The sequence below is a fragment of the Pelomonas sp. SE-A7 genome (genome assembly GCF_030345705.1).
Taxonomy (GTDB): Bacteria; Pseudomonadota; Gammaproteobacteria; order Burkholderiales; family Burkholderiaceae_C; genus JAUASW01.
The window spans coordinates 167,247-182,830 of record NZ_JAUASW010000001.1 but is presented as its reverse complement, the minus strand read 5'-3'; the positions used below and the strand labels follow the sequence as shown (position 1 = coordinate 182,830).

Genomic DNA, 15,584 nt, shown 5'->3' with positions numbered 1-15,584 from the left:
GAATCCTCGGAACATCTCGCATTCCTTCAGCGCATGCAAAACAAGCCCTTGGACCGTTTGCCGCCACTGGACCTGCTGCTGTCTTTCGAAGCCGCAGCCCGGCATCTGAGCTTTACCAAGGCGGCCACCGAGCGTTTCGTCACACAGTCGGCCGTCAGCCGGCAGATGCGGGCCCTGGAAGAGGAACTGGGCCTGACGCTGTTCACCCGCAAGCACCGCGCCCTGGTGCTGACAGCCGAAGGTCAGCGCTTGCTCGCTTCCTGCACAAGCGCCTTGAGCACGCTGCGAGGCACGGTCCGCGAGCTGCGCACGCCGCAGCAGCGCGAAATGCTGGCGCTGACGACCACACCCGGCTTTGCCTCGCTCTGGCTGATCCCGCGGCTGACCGCCTTCACCCGGGCCCACCCCGGCATCGACGTCCGCATGGACGCCACGCTGGACAACCGCAACCTGGCGGCCGAGGGCTTCGACCTGGCAATCCGCTATCTGCCGATTGGTCGCTCCGGTGGTCAGCGACTGTTCGAAGAAGCGATGGTGCCGGTCTGCAGCCCGCGGCTGACCGCCGAACTGGAACAGCCCTTGCGGCAGCCGTCAGACCTGGCCCGGCACACCCTGCTGCACCTGGCCATGGACAGCGACGTCAGCGGCATCCCCGGTGAATGGGAGCCGTGGCTGCAGGCCTGGGGCCTGGTCGATCTGCGTCCGGCCGCCAAGCTGAGCTTCACCTCCTATGCCGAGGCGATCGCAGCGGCGGTAGCCGGCCAGGGTGTGGCCATAGGCCGTCGCCCCTTGGTCGATGCGCTTTTGGCCAACGGCCAGCTCGTCACGCCCTTTGATGCACAGGTCGCCTCGCCGCGCGCCTACCAGCTCATGGTCGATCTCGCCTCACGCAGCCGGCCCGCCGTGCGTGCCTTCGAGCAGTGGCTACTTGAACAGGCCGTGGCCACGCGCGCCTGAGGCGGTACCGAAGCACAGCCCCCCTGCACCTCGCGGACACTCGATGAAAAACGGGCACCGGAAGGTGCCCGCATGCAACGGCAAGAGTCGAGCGAAGGTCGGTCGCCCCCTGCAGCTACCTGCTCAGAAGGAGCTGCCGTTCGACGTATTGTTGTTGCCGTACGGACGCTGCATGGGCAGGAAGGCCGCGGCGCCACCGTTAAGGCTCAAGTTGTAGGTTCCCTTGATGTTCGCGACCGGTGCATTGATCGTGAAGGTCACGGAACCACGGATACCGGCGCTGAACGAGCACACGTCCTTGGCATCGATCACGGTCTGACCTGCTGCCAAGTTGCCAGTGGCCGCTGTGCCTGCCGTCACCGTCTTGCCGGTTTCAGCCTGACAAGATGCCGAATACACCGTTGCAGGTCCCACGTTCTGGAAAATGAAGCTGGTCACCACGCCGGCGCCGTTGTCGGTCGAGAAGTAAGGGGCCGACAGTTGGACAGCATTGGCCGTCCAGGTCCACCAGCTGGTGTTGCCACCGGCCAGGGTTTCGTCAGCGCCCGTGACCACGTCGGCCAGAACCGAAACACCGAAGCTGCGGCTGGTGCCCAGCGAGGTGTTGCCAGCGGCAGTCATGTTGACAATCACGTCCTGGGCCGTGTTCGCCGCGTTGAAGTTGGCCGGCAACAGAGTAAACGTAGCCGAGCTTGCGCCGGTCGTCACCGTCGGGGCAGCGCCGGCAGTCGGCGTCACCGTGACCGGCGTCGTGGCATGCAGGCCGGTGAAATTCGTGCCGGAGATGGTCACTGCCAACGACGTACCGTCAACCGTGAACTCCCATGCCGTGGCGCCATCTGGCTTCAGCCAGGTGGTGGCACCACTGTTGTTGTTGACGGTGATCTTTGCAGAGGCCACCGAGGTGGTATCGACCGGGGCAGCGCCACCGGCGACGAAACCATACAGCGGGCCGTTCGTGTTGTTCACGTCAGCGGTCGTGGCGGTGTCCGACGAAGCGGTGAGGGTCAGCGCGTTGCCCGACAGAGCAGCCGTGGCGGTCACGTCAGCCGAGTTGTCGATGCGAGCGGTTTCACCCAGGTCCCACAGACCAACGGTCACGCCACCGGTGTTGCCAGCGATGTTCAGCGTGTGGGTGTCCAGCACCAGGCCGGGGAAGTTCAGCGAGACCAGGTCCGCGCCGGCGGGGCCCGAGAAGGCCGTCGTCACGTCGACTTCATAGGCGCATTCCGTGGTGCTGGCGCGCTTGATGGTCGGCGTGAACGCGCCGGTGGCAGCGCCACCCAGCGTGATCGTCGGCAGAGCGGCCGTGCAGCTGGCAGCAGTGAACGTGGCGCCGGCGGTCGGCTTGACGATCACGGTGAAGTCCTGAGCCGTGGTACGTGCAACGCCCATTTGGTAACGGATGGTCGGCAGCGTGATGTCGGTCGTACCGACCAGCGACTCAACCGCGTACTTGGTCGACGTAGCAGGCAGCGTGATCGTGCCGGCGAAAGCAGCCGATGCGCAAATCGACGCAATAGCCAGAGCACAAGACTTGATCGGGAACTTATTCATGAAGAGTTACTCCACAAACTGTTGTTGCCACATGAATCGATGCCGAATTTGCCCGGCAACTGGCGCAGAGCCGGGGGGAGTCTCTCACCTTCGCCCTTCGCTGGGTCAAATTTTTGCCTACCGTTGCATGGATGCCAGCGGGTACCCCTTGCGATCTCACGGAGGACGGCGCTACGGCGGGACTCGATCGGTCTGTTGCAGCTTGCTCAACCCGTAGCAACTATTGGCGATGAATGCCCGCGCTCGACCCGAGCGGGCAAAAAGAAACCGACCCCCTAGGGGGTCGGTTCTCATAGTGGCGGAGAGGGTGGGATTCGAACCCACGGTGCGGGGATACCGCACGCCTGATTTCGAGTCAGGTACATTCGACCACTCTGCCACCTCTCCAGGTTCGGCACTCGCGTGGTCTGCAGCGAGTTGAGCCCGCAAGTATAGCGGGCTTTTTCAGCTTCTCGACGTCAGGCGCGAAGAATTTCTGCACCACCCAGGTAAGGACGCAGAGCCTCGGGCACGGTCACGCTGCCATCGGCGTTCTGATAGTTCTCCAGAACGGCCACCAGCGTGCGGCCCACGGCCAGGCCGGAACCATTCAGCGTATGGACAAGCTCGTTCTTGCCCTGCGCGTTCTTGAAGCGCGTCTGCATGCGGCGAGCCTGGAAGCCCTCGCAGTTCGAGCAGGAGCTAATCTCGCGGTAGACGCCCTGCGCCGGCACCCAGACCTCGAGGTCGTAGGTCTTGGCCGCGCCGAAGCCCATGTCGCCGGTGCACAGGCTCATCACACGGTATGGCAGACCCAGCTTCTGCAGGATGGCCTCGGCATGGCCGACCATCTCTTCCAGCGCCTCGTAGCTGTGCTCGGGCTGGACGATCTGCACCATCTCGACCTTGTCGAACTGGTGCTGGCGGATCATGCCGCGGGTGTCGCGTCCGGCGCTGCCCGCTTCCGAGCGGAAGCAGGGGCTGTGGGCGGTCAGCTTGATCGGCAGCACCGCAGCGTCCAGCACCTGCTCGCGCACGGTGTTGGTCAGCGAGATTTCCGAGGTCGAGATCAGGTACTGCTCGGCCGCATCATCGTCACCGCCGCGCAGCACCCAGAACATGTCTTCCTTGAACTTGGGCAACTGGCCCGTGCCCTCGAGCACCTCACGGTTGACGATGTAGGGCGTGTAGCACTCGGTGTAGCCGTGCTCGCTGGTCTGCACGTCTAGCATGAACTGGGCGAGCGCGCGATGCAGCCGGGCCATCGGGCCCTTGAGGAAGCTGAAGCGCGAGCCGCTGAGCTTGGCACCTGTGTCGAAGTCCAGGCCCAGCGGAGCGCCCACGTCCACATGGTCGCGGAGCTCGAAGTCGAACTGGCGCGGCGTACCCCAGCGGCGCACTTCCACATTGCCGGTCTCGTCGGCGCCCACCGGCACGCTCTCGTGCGGCAGGTTGGGCACGCTCATCAGCATGGTGCTCATCTCGGCCTGGATCACATCCAGGCGCTCGGCGCTGGCCTTGAGCTCATCGGCTATGCCGCCGACCTCGGCCATCAGGGCCGAGGCGTCTTCGCCCTTGCTCTTGGCCATGCCGATCTGCTTGGACAGGCTGTTGCGGCGGGCCTGCAGCTCCTCGGTCCGCACCTGCACGGCGCGGCGCTCGGCCTCCAGGGCCGAGAAGCGCTCGACGTCGAGGTAGGCCTGGGGATTCTTGCGGGTCTGGAGGCGCGCAACGACCGCGTCCAGGTCCTTGCGCAGCAGGGTGATGTCAAGCATGGGAATTCGTTCCTTGATTTCGACGGGATTCTAAGAAGCCAAAGCGGCGCCAACGAGGGCGCCGCGGACAAGAGCGATCGCCAGGCGTCAAGATCGGGAACTGCTGACCTCGGCCATGGACTTGTCGCCCAGGCCCAGCGGCAGCGGAAAGCGCACATGCTCTTCCACGCCTTCGAGCTTGCGCACCGCCGTGGCGCCGAAGGCCCGCAGCCTGGCGATCACGGCCTGCACCAACACATCAGGCGCCGAAGCCCCGGCGGTGAGGCCCACGCGTGAACGGCCGTCCAGCCATTCGGGCTTCAGGTCCTCGGCCGCATCGACCATGTAGGCCGGCGTGCCCAACCGCTCGGCCAGCTCGCGCAGCCGGTTGCTGTTGGAACTGGTGGGGCTGCCCACGACCACGACCACGTCGACCTGCGGCGCCAGCACCTTGACCGCGTCCTGGCGGTTCTGCGTGGCGTAGCAGATGTCCTGCTTCTTGGGCTCGCGCACCAGCGGGAAATGCTGCTTCACCGCCGCCAGGATCTCGGCCGCATCGTCCACGCTGAGCGTGGTCTGCGTCACCACCGCCAGCTTGGACGGATCGTTGACGCGCACATGCGGCACGTCCGAGGCCTCTTCGACCAGATAGATGCCGCTGCTGAGCTGGCCCATCGTGCCCTCGACCTCGGGATGCCCCTTGTGGCCGATCATGATGAACTCGTAGCCTTCCTTGTGCAGCTTGGCCACTTCCACATGGACCTTGGTGACCAGCGGGCAGGTGGCGTCGAAGACCTGGAAGCCGCGTGCCGCCGCTTCCTTGCGCACCGCCTGGCTGACGCCATGAGCGCTGAACACCAGGGTGGCGCCGGCGGGCACCTCGGCCAGGTCTTCGATGAAGATCGCACCGCGCGCCTTCAGGTCGTTGACCACATAGGTGTTGTGCACGATTTCGTGGCGCACGTAGATGGGGGCGCCGAACTTGATCAGCGCACGCTCCACGATCTCGATGGCCCGGTCCACGCCGGCGCAGAATCCGCGCGGCTCGGCCAGCACGATTTCCTCAGGGGCCTGGTTCAGCGTCAGATCGCTCATCACAGCACCCCGATCAGCTGGACTTCGAAGCTCACCGGCTGGCCGGCCAGCGGATGGTTGAAGTCGAACAGCAGCCAGTCCTCGCCGACTTCGCGGATCAGGCCGGCATATGCGCCCTGCCCGTCCGGCGTCGGGAACTGCACCACGTCGCCGACCTTGTATTCCTCGTCCGGATCGCCCAGCCGGCGCAGCAGGGCCAGCTTGACCCGCTGCAGCAGCTCGGCATTGCGCTCGCCAAAGGCCTCGCCGGGCGCCAGTTCGAAGCGGGTGTGCGAGCCCTCGGCCAGGCCGAGCAGGCGGGCCTCGATGGCCGGCGCCAGTTCGCCCGTGCCCAGCGACAACGTGGCTGGCTTGTCGTCGAAGGTGTTGATCAGCTCGCCCCCATCCGGGCCGGAAAGCCGGTAATGCAGGGTGAGGAAGGAGCCGGGCTGGACAAGATTCACGGTGGGAGCAGCTTGGATAGACTGCGCGGATTTTAAGGCCCTCCCGCCATGCCCCTGGACCAGCTGCCCAAGCCCGCCCGCCCGCGCGAGAAGCTGCTCGAGCGCGGAGCCGCGGCCCTGGCCGATGCCGAGTTGCTGGCCCTCTTGCTGCGCACCGGCGCCCAGGGTCGGCCGGTGCTGCAACTGGCCCAGGACCTGCTGGACCAGTTCGACGGCTGGCCCGGCCTGCTCGGCGCCGACGCCAAGGCGCTGGCAGCCGTCAAAGGGCTGGGCCCCGCCAAGCGCGCGGAGATCGCCGCGGTGCTGGAGATCACCCGTCGCTCGCTGCAGTGCGAGCTGCGGCAACGGCCGGTCCTGGATTCGCCGGACCAGGTCAAGCGCTACCTGCAATTGCATCTGGCCGAGCTGGCCCACGAGGTGTTCGCGGTCCTGTTCGTCGACAGCCAGCACCGGCTGATCGCGCTGGAAACCCTGTTCCGCGGCAGCCTGAGCCAGACCTCGGTCTACCCCAGAGAAGTCGCCAAGCGCGCATTGGAGCTGGGGGCGGCCGCCGTCATCCTGGCCCACAACCACCCGTCCGGCGTGGCCGAGCCTTCACGCGCCGACGAGATGCTGACCCAGGCGCTGCAAAAGGCCCTGGGCCTGCTGGACGTGCGGGTGCTGGATCACATGGTGGTCGGCCAGGGAGCTGTCGTCTCCTTTGCCGAACGAGGCCTGCTGTGAAGCGCGAGGCCCTGGGGCTGGCCGACCTGAAGCAGCTGCAGCGCGAGCTGGCGCTGCGCCGCAAGCTGGAGGAAGAACGGGCCGAGCGCCTCGCTGCAGCCCTGCGCCTGGCCGACCAGGAAAAGCGCGTGTTCGAGCTGAGCATAGGACCGGTCACGCCGCTCGCCCGCTCGAACCGCTACGAGCACCCCAGCCAGCCGCCGGCCCCGGAACCGCGGCAGCGCGAAGCCGACGAGAAGGCCGTGCTGCTACAGGCCTTGTCGGACGACTTCGACGTTGAGAGTCTGCTTGAAACCGATGAATCACTGTCCTTCCGCCGCCCGGAGATCAGCCTCGAGGTGGTGCGCAAGCTGCGCCGAGGTCATTGGGCGCTGCAGGCGCAGATCGACCTGCATGGCCTGCGCCGCGACCAGGCCCGGGATGCGCTGGGGCATTTCGTCCACGAGGCCGCCCGGCGCGGACTGCGCTGCGTGCGCGTGGTGCATGGCAAGGGCCATGGTTCACCCGGGCGTGAGCCGGTGCTGAAGTCGCGGGTGCGGCGCTGGCTGGTGCAGAAGAACGAAGTGCTGGCCTTCGTCCAGGCCCGGGGCAGCGACGGCGGCGCCGGTGCCCTGATGGTCCTGCTCGGCTGAGCTTCGACGCCCATTCTGGGCCGGCCGCCGGCCCCTGCCCTATCGCGGCAAACCCTCAGTTGCCGACTCGCCAAAAGCCCGCCTTTGGGAGGCTTGCGTCCGCGTCAGTTCGGGCCTAGTCTGGCCTGGCCGTTTCATGCAGTCCTTCTTCTTCAACCCACGCAAGGAGCAAGCAATGAACATGATCCAGAAGCAAGGCCCATCGCGCTTCACCGGCGTCGGCGTCGTGGTCCTGGTCCACGCCCTGATGATCGCCGGCCTGACAAGCGCCTTCCAGCGTGTGGTGTCAGACAAGAAGCCCGAGCCGACCAAGTACATCCCCATCGAAGAGCCCAAAAAGCCCGAGCCGCCAACGCAGGTGGTCAAGCTGGCCGATCCGACCAAGACCCTGGTGCAGCCCACGATCACCCTCATCGACCCGCCGATCTTCGAGGTGCAGCCGCCCACCGAGTCCAAGCCCACGTTTCAGCCCTACCACCCGCCGAGCACCGAGCAGCAAGGCACGCCGGTTGGCAGCACGCACCAGGCCGCGGTCCAGCAGCCGGCGAAGGCCTCAAGCAACGTGGTCTCGCCCCGAAGCATCTGCACGCGCATGGGCCGGCCCGACCTGCCCTCGGTGAACTGGAGCGGCGAGGCGCTGTTCCGTGTCTTGGCCACCGTGCAAGGCGGGCGCGTCGTGTCCACCGAGTTCCAGCTGATGAGCGGCGCGGTGGACGGCAAGACCCGGCGCCAGCTGCAGACCTCCATCGCCAATGCCTTGCGCGACACCTATGAATGCCCGGGCGAGCACCGCTTCGAGCAGGACTTCAACATCAAGGTCGACTGAGGCAGCGACCGCGGGCTAGACGTTCCGCATCCAGTCCGCGGTGTTCATGAAAGCGGCGTCCAGCCGCTCCTGCAGCGCCGGGTCGAGTTCGCACTCAAGCATGGCCCGGCGCATGCATTCCATCCACTGATCGCGCTCGCGAATGCCGATGCGGAAAGGCAGATGGCGAGCCCGCAGCCGCGGATGGCCGAAACGCTCGATGTAGTGGTCCGGCCCGCCTAGCCAGCCGCACAGGAACCAGAACAGCTTGTCTCGCGAGCCTTCCAGCGATGGCGGATGGATGGACCGCAGCGCAGCATAGGCCGGCTCCAGGTCCATCAGGTCGTAGAAGCGGTCGACGAGGTCGCGGACGGCGCGCTCGCCGCCCACCCAGTCGAAGGCGCTGGCCGGAGACCCCTCGCTCATCAAGCAGCGCTCAGGTCAGCAGCCGGTTGGCCAGCGCCTTGATGCCTTGCGCGGCCTCGCTGCCCGGGTACTGCTCCAGCAGCAGCTGGCGCTTGAGCACGGCCTGGCGCACGGTGGCGTCGTTGCGGACCTCGCCCAGCAGGTCGAGCCGGAAGGGCTGGCCCGGTTGGCTGCCGACAAAGCGCTGCAGCACCTGCTGCAGCTGGCCGCAGATCACCCGGCCTTCGCCCAGGCGCGAGGCCTGGTTGACCAGCAGGCCGACCTGGCGGCGGTCCTGCTGCGTGGCCAGCACCTTGATGGTGGCGTAGGCGTCGGTCAGCGAGGTGGGTTCGGGCGTGGCCACCACCATCACGTCGGTGGCCAGCGAGACAGCGAACAGCACCACGTCCGAGATGCCGGCGCCGGTGTCCAGCAGCACCCAGTCAAAGCGCGGCTTGACCGAGTCGACGATGGCCAGCAGGCGGTCGCGCACCTCGGGCGTGAGCCGCGAGTACTCGACCATGCCCGAGCCGGCCAGCAGCACCGAGAAGCCGCCAGGCGCCGGCAGGATGGCCTGCTCCAGCGTGGCCTTGTCGGTGAACACGTCGTGCAGGGTCAGCTTGGGATGCAGGTTGAGCACCACATCCATGTTGGCCAGACCCAGGTCGGCATCGAGCACCAGCACCCGCTCGCCGCGGGCGGCCAGGGCCGCGGCCAGATTGGCCGTGACGAAGGTCTTGCCGACGCCACCCTTGCCGCTGGTCACGGCCAGCGTGCGGGCTCCGCCACCACGAGCGGGGCGGACGGGCGCGGCGGGGTTAGCGGTCGTGCTCATTCACTGTCCTGAAGCTGCGTCGCAGCAAACAACATGCCTTTTTCCTCGGCGCTCACCAGCGACTCCATCTGCGCTTCCATGCAGGTGCGGTTGCGCCCCTCGGCCTTGGCCCGGTAGAGCTGGCGGTCGGCCCGCTCCATCCACAGCAGCGACGAGGAGCGCACCCATTGCGGCGCAAAGGCACCGCCGACGCTGATCGTCACGCTGATGCTCTTGCCGGGCGCCACTTCGACTGGCAGTCTGGCCACCTGCTCGCGCATGCGCTCGGCCACGGTCTGGCCAAAGCTGCTGGGGCAGTTGGGAAGGATGATGGCGAATTCTTCGCCGCCGACACGGGCCACCGTGTCCATGGGCCGCACCACGTCGCTGATCGCCCTCGATACGGCCTGGATCACCAGGTCGCCGGCCGCATGGCCATGGGTATCGTTGACCGCCTTGAAGTGATCGATGTCCAGCACCAGCAGCAGGGCAGGCTCGCCCGATCGGGCCACGCGGTCGATTTCGCGGGCCATCGCCATCTCGAAGCTCCGGCGGTTGACAAGGCCGGTCAGGGCATCCTTGCTTGAGAGATCGCACAGAGCGTCGAGCACCCCTTGCAGCCATTCGGCGCTGTAGGGCTCCGCTTCCGGCAAATAGGCGCCGGCCTGCTGCAACAGTTGCAAGGCGGTGTCGAGCGCCAGTTGGCGGGCATCGATCAGCGGGGACGGGACGGGGGTGTTCAAGGCGCTCTTTTTGCGTGTCGCGGCAGTCTAGCAGCGCGGCAGCCGGCAGCATGGAGGGAAACGAGTCGTGATTCAAGCCTCAGTTTCACTCATCCGGGCGGGGGCCCAAGGGACTGGCTTGGGGGCAGAATACCTGCTATTCGCCCGACAGCGTCCGCCGGACCGCAAGAGCAATACCAAGTCACCGAGTCCCCCAATGCCCGCTGCCCCGAACGCATCGTCCTCTGCCGAGTCGATCGACCACGAGTTCAGCTTCAGCAAGGCCGACTTTGACCGGGTCCGTCATCTGATCTACCAGCACGCCGGCATCAGCCTGCACGAGGGCAAGCAGGCCATGGTCTACAGCCGGCTCTCGCGCCGCCTGCGCGACACCGGCCACCGCAGCTTCGCGGCGTACCTGCAATGGCTGGAACAGAGCAGCGGACCCCAGGGCGCCGCCGAGTGGCAGGAGTTCGTCAACTGCCTGACCACCAACCTGACGTCGTTCTTTCGCGAAGACCATCACTTCCACGCGCTGGCCGAGGACCTGAAGGCGCTGAACGCCCGGCCTGTGCGCATCTGGTGTTGTGCGGCGTCCACGGGTGAAGAGCCCTACTCCATCGCCATGACCTGCCAGGAAGCCCTCGGCTCGGGCACGCCGGTGCAGCTGGTCTGCAGCGACATCGACACCAACGTTCTGAACACGGCGCGGCGCGGCGTCTACAACGCCGACTCGCGCGGACTGAACCATGTGCGGCTGCGCAATTTCTTCCTCAAGGGCACCGGCGCCAACGAAGGCAAGATCCGGATCAAGCCCGAGCTGGCACGGGGCATCGAGTTCCGCACGTTGAACCTGATGGACACGCAATGGTCTTTGGGCGACCCTTTTCACATCGTGTTCTGCCGCAACGTGATGATCTACTTCGACGCGCCCACCCAGCGCAAGGTGCTGGAGAGGATTCATCGGGTGATGAAGCCCGGCGGCCTGCTCTTCGTCGGTCATTCGGAGAACTTCACCGAGTCCAAGGACCTGTTCCGCCTGCGCGGCAAGACCATCTACGAGCGCGTCTGAGCCGCGCCTCCAACAAGAACCTGTCGGGACCCACTAGATGAGCACGCCCCAGACCTCTGCCATCAGCGGCAGCTCCATCCTCGGCGGGGCCGGCGCGGCCCGCGTGGCCCAGCTCAAGGCAATGCCGCGCAAGCAGGGCGAGGCCTCGTTCTTCTTCTACGACGCGCATTTCAAGAACGCGGCGGTCAAGATCCTGCCCGGCGAGTATTTCGTCGATAACGAGGACATCCTGGTGATGACCACGCTGGGCTCCTGCATCGCCGCCTGCCTGTGGGACCGCCATGCGCAGATCGGTGGCATGAACCACTTCATGCTGCCCGAAGGCACGGGCGACTCGGGCCGCTACGGCTCGTTCGCGATGGAACTCTTGATCAACGAGATGATGAAGCGCGGCGCGTCCAAGGGCCGCATGGAAGCCAAGATCTTCGGCGGCGGCGCGGTGATCGCCGGCATGAACACCATCAACGTCGGCGAGCGCAACACCAACTTCGTGATCGACTTCCTGAAGCTGGAGCGCATCCCCATCGTGTCCAAGGACGTGATGGACGTCTATCCGCGCAAGGTCTGCTTCCTGCCGCAGAGCGGCAAGGCCATGGTCAAGCGCCTGGCGCCCACGAACACCGAGGCCCTGGTCCAGCAGGACAAGGCCGCCGCCCAGAAAGCCCAGCCGGTTGTGGCCACCGGGGGCTCCGTCGACCTGTTTTGAGCCGCGTCAAGCAGCAAAGAGAGAAAGAAAATGGCCAAGACCACCGTCGTCGTCGTTGACGACTCTGCCCTGGTGCGCAGCATCCTCACCGAGATCATCAACCGTCAGCCGGACATGCAGTGCATTGGCGCCGCGAGCGACCCGCTGGTGGCGCGCGAGATGATCCGCAACCTCAACCCCGACGTGATCACGCTGGACGTCGAGATGCCCCGCATGGACGGGCTCGATTTCCTGTCGCGCCTGATGCGGCTGCGGCCCATGCCCGTGGTGATGGTGTCCACGCTGACCGAGCGCGGCGCCGAGGTGACGCTCAAGGCCCTGGAACTGGGCGCGCTGGACTTCGTGGCCAAGCCCAAGATCGGCGTGGCCGACGGCATCCGCCAGCTGGCCGACGAGATCACCGAAAAGATCCGCATCGCCGCCAAGGCCCATGTGCGCCGCCATGTGGCGCCGCCGGCCGCTGCGCCGGGTGCGCCGGCAGCGGCCAAGCCGATCACCGTGGCCAGCATCGGCCGACTCTCGACCGAGAAGATCATCTTCATAGGCGCCTCCACCGGTGGCACCGAGGCCACCAAGGACGTGCTGGTCAACCTGCCGGCCGACTGCCCGGCCGTGGTGATCACCCAGCACATGCCACCGGGCTTCACCAAGAGCTATGCGGCGCGGCTGGACGGCCTGTGCAAGATCCGCGTCAAGGAGGCGGTGGACGGCGAGCGCATCCTGCCCGGCCACGGCTACATCGCGCCGGGCGGCCTGCACCTCAGCGTCGAACGCTCGGGCGCCAACTACATCGCCCGCGTGCAGGACGGCGAGCCGGTCAACCGCCACAAGCCCTCGGTCGAGACCTTGTTCCTGTCCGCTGCCCGTGTCGTCGGCCCGAATGCGCTGGGCATCATGCTCACCGGCATGGGCGCCGATGGCGCCAGGGCCATGAAGGTGATGAAGGACGCCGGCTCCTACAACTTCTGCCAGGACGAGCAGAGCTGCGTGGTGTTCGGCATGCCGCGCGAGGCGATCGCGGCCGGTGCGGCCGATGAAGTGCTGCCGCTGAACCAGATCGCACCTCGCCTGATCGAGCGGCTGCGCAGCACCGCAGGCATGTCGCTGAATCGCGTCTAGGCGCGGCGACTGTCTTCAGTCGTATTTCGGCTCACCGAAGGCGAAGCTGGCCGAGCGGATCAGCCCGTCCCTGACCTCGTAGATCGCCAGCAGTTCCGCGCGGCCGAAGCCGCGCGGGTACTCGCGATGGACCTCTTCGTGGTCGACCACCGTGTGGCCGACCACGGTGCGCGAGATCAGCCTAGCCTGCAGGCGAGGATCGCAGAAGCGGACGGCGATTCTTTCACCCATGGCTGCATGGCCACACGCCAGCAGCCGACCGGGTAACTCGTACTGGCTGGCGTCTTCGGCATAGGTGCCGAGCCAGCTTTGCAGGTCGCGGGCGTTGTAGGCGTCGAGCTGGGCTTGGACGACTTGCTCGGGGCTGGCACTGGACATGGGGCGGTCTTCTCCTCGTAGGCGGGTGGGTTCAACAAGAGTTCCTGGCGGTCGACCCTGGCGATCTGCATCTCGTAGCTGCTGTCGGTCAGCGCCTGGGCCTGGCCGGCCAGCAGCAAGGCCGAAATCAGCGCCAGAACGACCACCAGCAGCGTCGGCGTCAGCGTGGCCGGCTGGGTGGCTCTCTTGGGGCAGGTGATGCAAGGGTTCATGGTCGGCCTCCTGTTGCTGGTCATCGTATTTACCCAGCGACGCGCAAACAAACGCTTTATCCTTGCCATCTTGGTTAGCCAATCTATCCAACATGATCCGCCTGCCGCTTCAATACCTGGCTGCCTTCCGTGCAGCCGCCCAGGCCGAAAACCTGCGGGCCGCCGCCGAAAAGCTGTTCCTGACGCACAGCGCCGTGAGCCAGCAGATCCGCGCTTTGGAAACCCAGCTCGGCTTCGAGCTGTTCGAACGCCAGGGCCGGCGCATTCGGCTCAATGCCGCCGGCCATACCCTGCTGGCCGGCGTCGAACGGGCCTATGCCGAACTGGAGCAATCCCTGCAGGCTGCTGCCGCCATGCATGGACAGGCACAGCGCAGCCTGCGCGTGACGGTGCTGCCCTCGTTCGCACAGCGCTGGCTGATGCCACGCCTGGGCCGCTGGTCGGCACGCCATCCTGAGATCGCTCTGGAGCTGCATGCCTCACAGCAACTGGTCGACCTGGAGCGCGAGGGCTTCCATCTGGCCTTGCGCCAGGGGCGCGGGCCCTGGACCGGCATGGTCAACGAGGCCCTGTTCGAATCACCATTCCTGCCGGTGGCAGCGCCCGGCCTGGCCCACCGGCTGATCGGTGCACCGCCGGCCCAACTGGCCGGCGAAATGCTGTTGGGCGACGCAGCGCTATGGATGAGCTGGTTCGAGGCCGCAGGCTCACCGCAACGCGTGACACCGGTGGCCAGCTTCAACGACGCGGGTCTGTTGCTGCAGGCGGCCGAGCAAGGCATGGGCATTGCGCTGTGCCGCGAACTGCTGGCCGCCGATGCGCTGCTCGATGGTCGGCTGGTGCGGCTGTCCGCCCCCTGCATGCTCGACAACGAACAGCGCAGCTACCACCTGGTCTATCCGCCAGCGCTCAGGGACGATCCGGCGCTACGCGCCTTCTGCGACTGGCTGAAGTCGGAGATCGCGCAGTCGCGCGCCGCGCTCAGCGGGAGTCCGGCGCGAGAAACAGCGCCTGCAGATCGCTGAGGAAGTCAAAGCCGCGCGGCGTGGCGGCAAGGCGCGCCACATCGTCGACCAGCAGTCCCTTGGTCCTGCCCTGCTCCAATGCCCGCGTGATGCTGGTAGCGCCTAGGCCTGTTCGCTCCAAGTAGCTGACCAGAGGAACGCCTTCGACGAGGCGCAGCGCATTGAGCATGAACTCGAACGGCAGCTCGGCCGCCGCCACCTCGTTCTCGTTCGACATGGCCTGGCCTTCGAGCGCCTTCTGCATGTAGGTGGCCGGCTCGCGCCAGCGCACCTGGCGCAGGATGCGATGCGGAAAGCTCAGCTTGCTGTGGGCGCCGGCACCAATGCCGAGGTAGTCGCCGAACTGCCAGTAGTTCAGGTTGTGGCCGCAGCGATGGCCGGGACGCGCATAGGCCGAGACCTCGTAGCGCTGCAGACCGCTGACGCCGGTGCGCTCGGTGATCAGGTCCAGCATTTCGCTGGCCAGGTCCGGGTCGGGCAGGTTCGCCGGCGTGTCGATGGCAAAACGCGTGTTGGGCTCGATGGTGAGGTGGTAGACCGAGAGGTGCGGTGGGTCGAAGGCCAGGGCCTGGTCCAGCTCATGGCCCAGCTCTTCGAGCGTCTGCCCGGGCAGCGCATACATCAGGTCGATGTTGAAGGTCTCGAAGGCCGAGGCTGCCTCGGCAATCGCAGCCTTGGCCTGGCCTGCGTTGTGGACACGGCCGAGCTGCTTGAGCTGGGCATCGTCGAAGCTCTGAACGCCAATGGAGAGCCGCGTGACACCGGCGTCGCGGAAGCCCTTGAAGCGCTCACGCTCGAAGGTGCCGGGGTTGGCCTCCAGCGTGATTTCGCAACCGGGCTCCAGCGGCAGCCGGGCTCGCAGATCAGAGATCAGCTCGCCTATCTGCTCCGGCGCGAACAGGCTGGGCGTACCGCCGCCGATGAAGATGCTGACCACCGGCCGGCCCCAGATCAAAGGCAGCGCCGCCTCCAGATCGGCCCGCAGTGCGGCGATGTACTGACGCGCCGTATCGGCCGGCAGCTCGCCGCCCTGTCGCCACTCATGCGAATTGAAGTCGCAATACGGACATTTGCGGAGGCACCAGGGCAGGTGCACGTACAGGGCCAATGGCGGCAAGGCCGGCAGCGAGAGCTGGCCTGCACGCATCAGCTTGATGACGTCAGCCATGGCGCAGGGCCGCCCCAA

17 protein-coding genes and 1 tRNA gene are annotated in these 15,584 nt (G+C 66.4%); 8 read left to right on the top strand and 10 right to left on the bottom strand.

Annotated elements, in window-relative coordinates:
• The first annotated feature begins 33 nt into the window (after nt 1–33).
• Nucleotides 34–957: a transcriptional regulator GcvA gene (gene gcvA, locus QT382_RS00840; RefSeq protein ID WP_289252156.1), complete on the top strand. Its 924-nt coding sequence runs from the start codon at nt 34–36 to the stop codon at nt 955–957.
• A 123-nt stretch (nt 958–1,080) separates the two neighbouring features.
• Here gcvA and QT382_RS00835 read toward each other — a convergent pair whose 3' ends face one another.
• From QT382_RS00835 to QT382_RS00815, 5 genes are all read right to left on the bottom strand, one after another.
• The gene (locus QT382_RS00835; RefSeq protein ID WP_289252155.1) at nt 1,081–2,514 is read right to left on the bottom strand and encodes a hypothetical protein; all 1,434 of its coding nucleotides are present in this window, start codon (nt 2,512–2,514) and stop codon (nt 1,081–1,083) included.
• Between the two features lie 296 nt (nt 2,515–2,810).
• Nucleotides 2,811–2,901, bottom strand: a tRNA-Ser gene (locus QT382_RS00830).
• A gap of 71 nt (nt 2,902–2,972) precedes the next feature.
• Nucleotides 2,973–4,268: a serine--tRNA ligase gene (serS, locus tag QT382_RS00825; protein ID WP_289252154.1), complete on the bottom strand. Its 1,296-nt coding sequence runs from the start codon at nt 4,266–4,268 to the stop codon at nt 2,973–2,975.
• 87 nt (nt 4,269–4,355) lie between these two features.
• Complete coding sequence (ispH, locus tag QT382_RS00820) at nt 4,356–5,342, bottom strand: 4-hydroxy-3-methylbut-2-enyl diphosphate reductase (RefSeq protein ID WP_289252153.1); 987 nt, start codon at nt 5,340–5,342, stop codon at nt 4,356–4,358.
• On the bottom strand, nt 5,342–5,785 hold the full coding sequence (locus tag QT382_RS00815) for an FKBP-type peptidyl-prolyl cis-trans isomerase (protein ID WP_289252152.1): 444 nt from the start codon (nt 5,783–5,785) through the stop codon (nt 5,342–5,344). The genes ispH and QT382_RS00815 overlap by 1 nt, the downstream gene beginning before the upstream one ends.
• Before the next feature lie 48 nt (nt 5,786–5,833).
• On the opposite strand from QT382_RS00815, the gene radC reads away from it, so the two are divergent.
• The 3 genes from radC (at nt 5,834) to QT382_RS00800 (ending at nt 7,966) form a co-directional block, all read left to right on the top strand.
• The gene (gene radC / locus QT382_RS00810; protein WP_289252151.1) at nt 5,834–6,508 is read left to right on the top strand and encodes a RadC family protein; all 675 of its coding nucleotides are present in this window, start codon (nt 5,834–5,836) and stop codon (nt 6,506–6,508) included.
• On the top strand, nt 6,505–7,140 hold the full coding sequence (locus QT382_RS00805; protein WP_289252150.1) for a Smr/MutS family protein: 636 nt from the start codon (nt 6,505–6,507) through the stop codon (nt 7,138–7,140). Before radC ends, QT382_RS00805 begins: the two co-directional genes overlap by 4 nt.
• Nucleotides 7,141–7,315: 175 nt before the next feature.
• Nucleotides 7,316–7,966, top strand: coding sequence for a hypothetical protein (locus QT382_RS00800; RefSeq protein ID WP_289252149.1), 651 nt, complete (start codon nt 7,316–7,318; stop codon nt 7,964–7,966).
• Nucleotides 7,967–7,981: 15 nt separating this feature from the next.
• On the opposite strand, the gene QT382_RS00795 is transcribed toward QT382_RS00800, so the two are convergent.
• The 3 genes from QT382_RS00795 to QT382_RS00785 are packed head-to-tail and all read right to left on the bottom strand — an operon-like array spanning nt 7,982 to nt 9,907.
• Nucleotides 7,982–8,371: a group II truncated hemoglobin gene (locus QT382_RS00795; RefSeq protein ID WP_289252148.1), complete on the bottom strand. Its 390-nt coding sequence runs from the start codon at nt 8,369–8,371 to the stop codon at nt 7,982–7,984.
• Between the two features lie 10 nt (nt 8,372–8,381).
• Nucleotides 8,382–9,185, bottom strand: coding sequence for a MinD/ParA family protein (locus QT382_RS00790; protein WP_289252147.1), 804 nt, complete (start codon nt 9,183–9,185; stop codon nt 8,382–8,384).
• Nucleotides 9,182–9,907, bottom strand: coding sequence for a GGDEF domain-containing protein (locus QT382_RS00785; RefSeq protein ID WP_289252146.1), 726 nt, complete (start codon nt 9,905–9,907; stop codon nt 9,182–9,184). Before QT382_RS00785 ends, QT382_RS00790 begins: the two co-directional genes overlap by 4 nt.
• 196 nt (nt 9,908–10,103) lie before the next feature.
• On the opposite strand from QT382_RS00785, the gene QT382_RS00780 reads away from it, so the two are divergent.
• The 3 genes from QT382_RS00780 to QT382_RS00770 are packed head-to-tail and all read left to right on the top strand — an operon-like array spanning nt 10,104 to nt 12,783.
• Nucleotides 10,104–10,958, top strand: a complete 855-nt coding sequence (locus QT382_RS00780) for a CheR family methyltransferase (protein WP_289252145.1) — start codon at nt 10,104–10,106, stop codon at nt 10,956–10,958.
• A 37-nt stretch (nt 10,959–10,995) separates the two neighbouring features.
• Nucleotides 10,996–11,664: a chemoreceptor glutamine deamidase CheD gene (cheD, locus tag QT382_RS00775; RefSeq protein ID WP_289252144.1), complete on the top strand. Its 669-nt coding sequence runs from the start codon at nt 10,996–10,998 to the stop codon at nt 11,662–11,664.
• A 30-nt stretch (nt 11,665–11,694) separates the two neighbouring features.
• Nucleotides 11,695–12,783 carry a protein-glutamate methylesterase/protein-glutamine glutaminase gene (locus QT382_RS00770; protein WP_289252143.1) on the top strand — a complete coding sequence of 363 codons (1,089 nt, stop codon included), beginning with the start codon at nt 11,695–11,697 and terminating at the stop codon, nt 12,781–12,783.
• A gap of 15 nt (nt 12,784–12,798) precedes the next feature.
• On the opposite strand, the gene QT382_RS00765 is transcribed toward QT382_RS00770, so the two are convergent.
• Nucleotides 12,799–13,161 (bottom strand): nuclear transport factor 2 family protein, encoded by a 363-nt coding sequence (locus QT382_RS00765; RefSeq protein ID WP_289252142.1) that lies wholly within the window; start codon nt 13,159–13,161, stop codon nt 12,799–12,801.
• A gap of 304 nt (nt 13,162–13,465) precedes the next feature.
• On the opposite strand from QT382_RS00765, the gene QT382_RS00760 reads away from it, so the two are divergent.
• Entirely contained in the window at nt 13,466–14,398 is a 933-nt protein-coding gene (locus QT382_RS00760; RefSeq protein ID WP_289252141.1) for a LysR substrate-binding domain-containing protein, read from the top strand.
• Here the strand turns inward: QT382_RS00760 and hemW are convergent.
• Nucleotides 14,355–15,566: a radical SAM family heme chaperone HemW gene (gene hemW / locus QT382_RS00755; protein ID WP_289252140.1), complete on the bottom strand. Its 1,212-nt coding sequence runs from the start codon at nt 15,564–15,566 to the stop codon at nt 14,355–14,357. The genes QT382_RS00760 and hemW overlap by 44 nt on opposite strands.
• Nucleotides 15,567–15,584 lie beyond the last annotated feature (18 nt).

What these genes read in the sequence shown, in the direction of transcription:
- gcvA (WP_289252156.1), top strand. Translation starts at nt 34, where the DNA reads ATGCAAAACAAGCCCTTGGACCGTTTGCCGCCACTGGACCTGCTGCTG.
- QT382_RS00835 (WP_289252155.1), bottom strand. Translation starts at nt 2,514, where the DNA reads ATGAATAAGTTCCCGATCAAGTCTTGTGCTCTGGCTATTGCGTCGATT.
- serS (WP_289252154.1), bottom strand. Translation starts at nt 4,268, where the DNA reads ATGCTTGACATCACCCTGCTGCGCAAGGACCTGGACGCGGTCGTTGCG.
- ispH (WP_289252153.1), bottom strand. Translation starts at nt 5,342, where the DNA reads ATGAGCGATCTGACGCTGAACCAGGCCCCTGAGGAAATCGTGCTGGCC.
- radC (WP_289252151.1), top strand. Translation starts at nt 5,834, where the DNA reads ATGCCCCTGGACCAGCTGCCCAAGCCCGCCCGCCCGCGCGAGAAGCTG.
- QT382_RS00800 (WP_289252149.1), top strand. Translation starts at nt 7,316, where the DNA reads ATGAACATGATCCAGAAGCAAGGCCCATCGCGCTTCACCGGCGTCGGC.
- QT382_RS00795 (WP_289252148.1), bottom strand. Translation starts at nt 8,371, where the DNA reads ATGAGCGAGGGGTCTCCGGCCAGCGCCTTCGACTGGGTGGGCGGCGAG.
- QT382_RS00790 (WP_289252147.1), bottom strand. Translation starts at nt 9,185, where the DNA reads ATGAGCACGACCGCTAACCCCGCCGCGCCCGTCCGCCCCGCTCGTGGT.
- QT382_RS00780 (WP_289252145.1), top strand. Translation starts at nt 10,104, where the DNA reads ATGCCCGCTGCCCCGAACGCATCGTCCTCTGCCGAGTCGATCGACCAC.
- cheD (WP_289252144.1), top strand. Translation starts at nt 10,996, where the DNA reads ATGAGCACGCCCCAGACCTCTGCCATCAGCGGCAGCTCCATCCTCGGC.
- QT382_RS00770 (WP_289252143.1), top strand. Translation starts at nt 11,695, where the DNA reads ATGGCCAAGACCACCGTCGTCGTCGTTGACGACTCTGCCCTGGTGCGC.
- QT382_RS00765 (WP_289252142.1), bottom strand. Translation starts at nt 13,161, where the DNA reads ATGTCCAGTGCCAGCCCCGAGCAAGTCGTCCAAGCCCAGCTCGACGCC.
- QT382_RS00760 (WP_289252141.1), top strand. Translation starts at nt 13,466, where the DNA reads ATGATCCGCCTGCCGCTTCAATACCTGGCTGCCTTCCGTGCAGCCGCC.
- hemW (WP_289252140.1), bottom strand. Translation starts at nt 15,566, where the DNA reads ATGGCTGACGTCATCAAGCTGATGCGTGCAGGCCAGCTCTCGCTGCCG.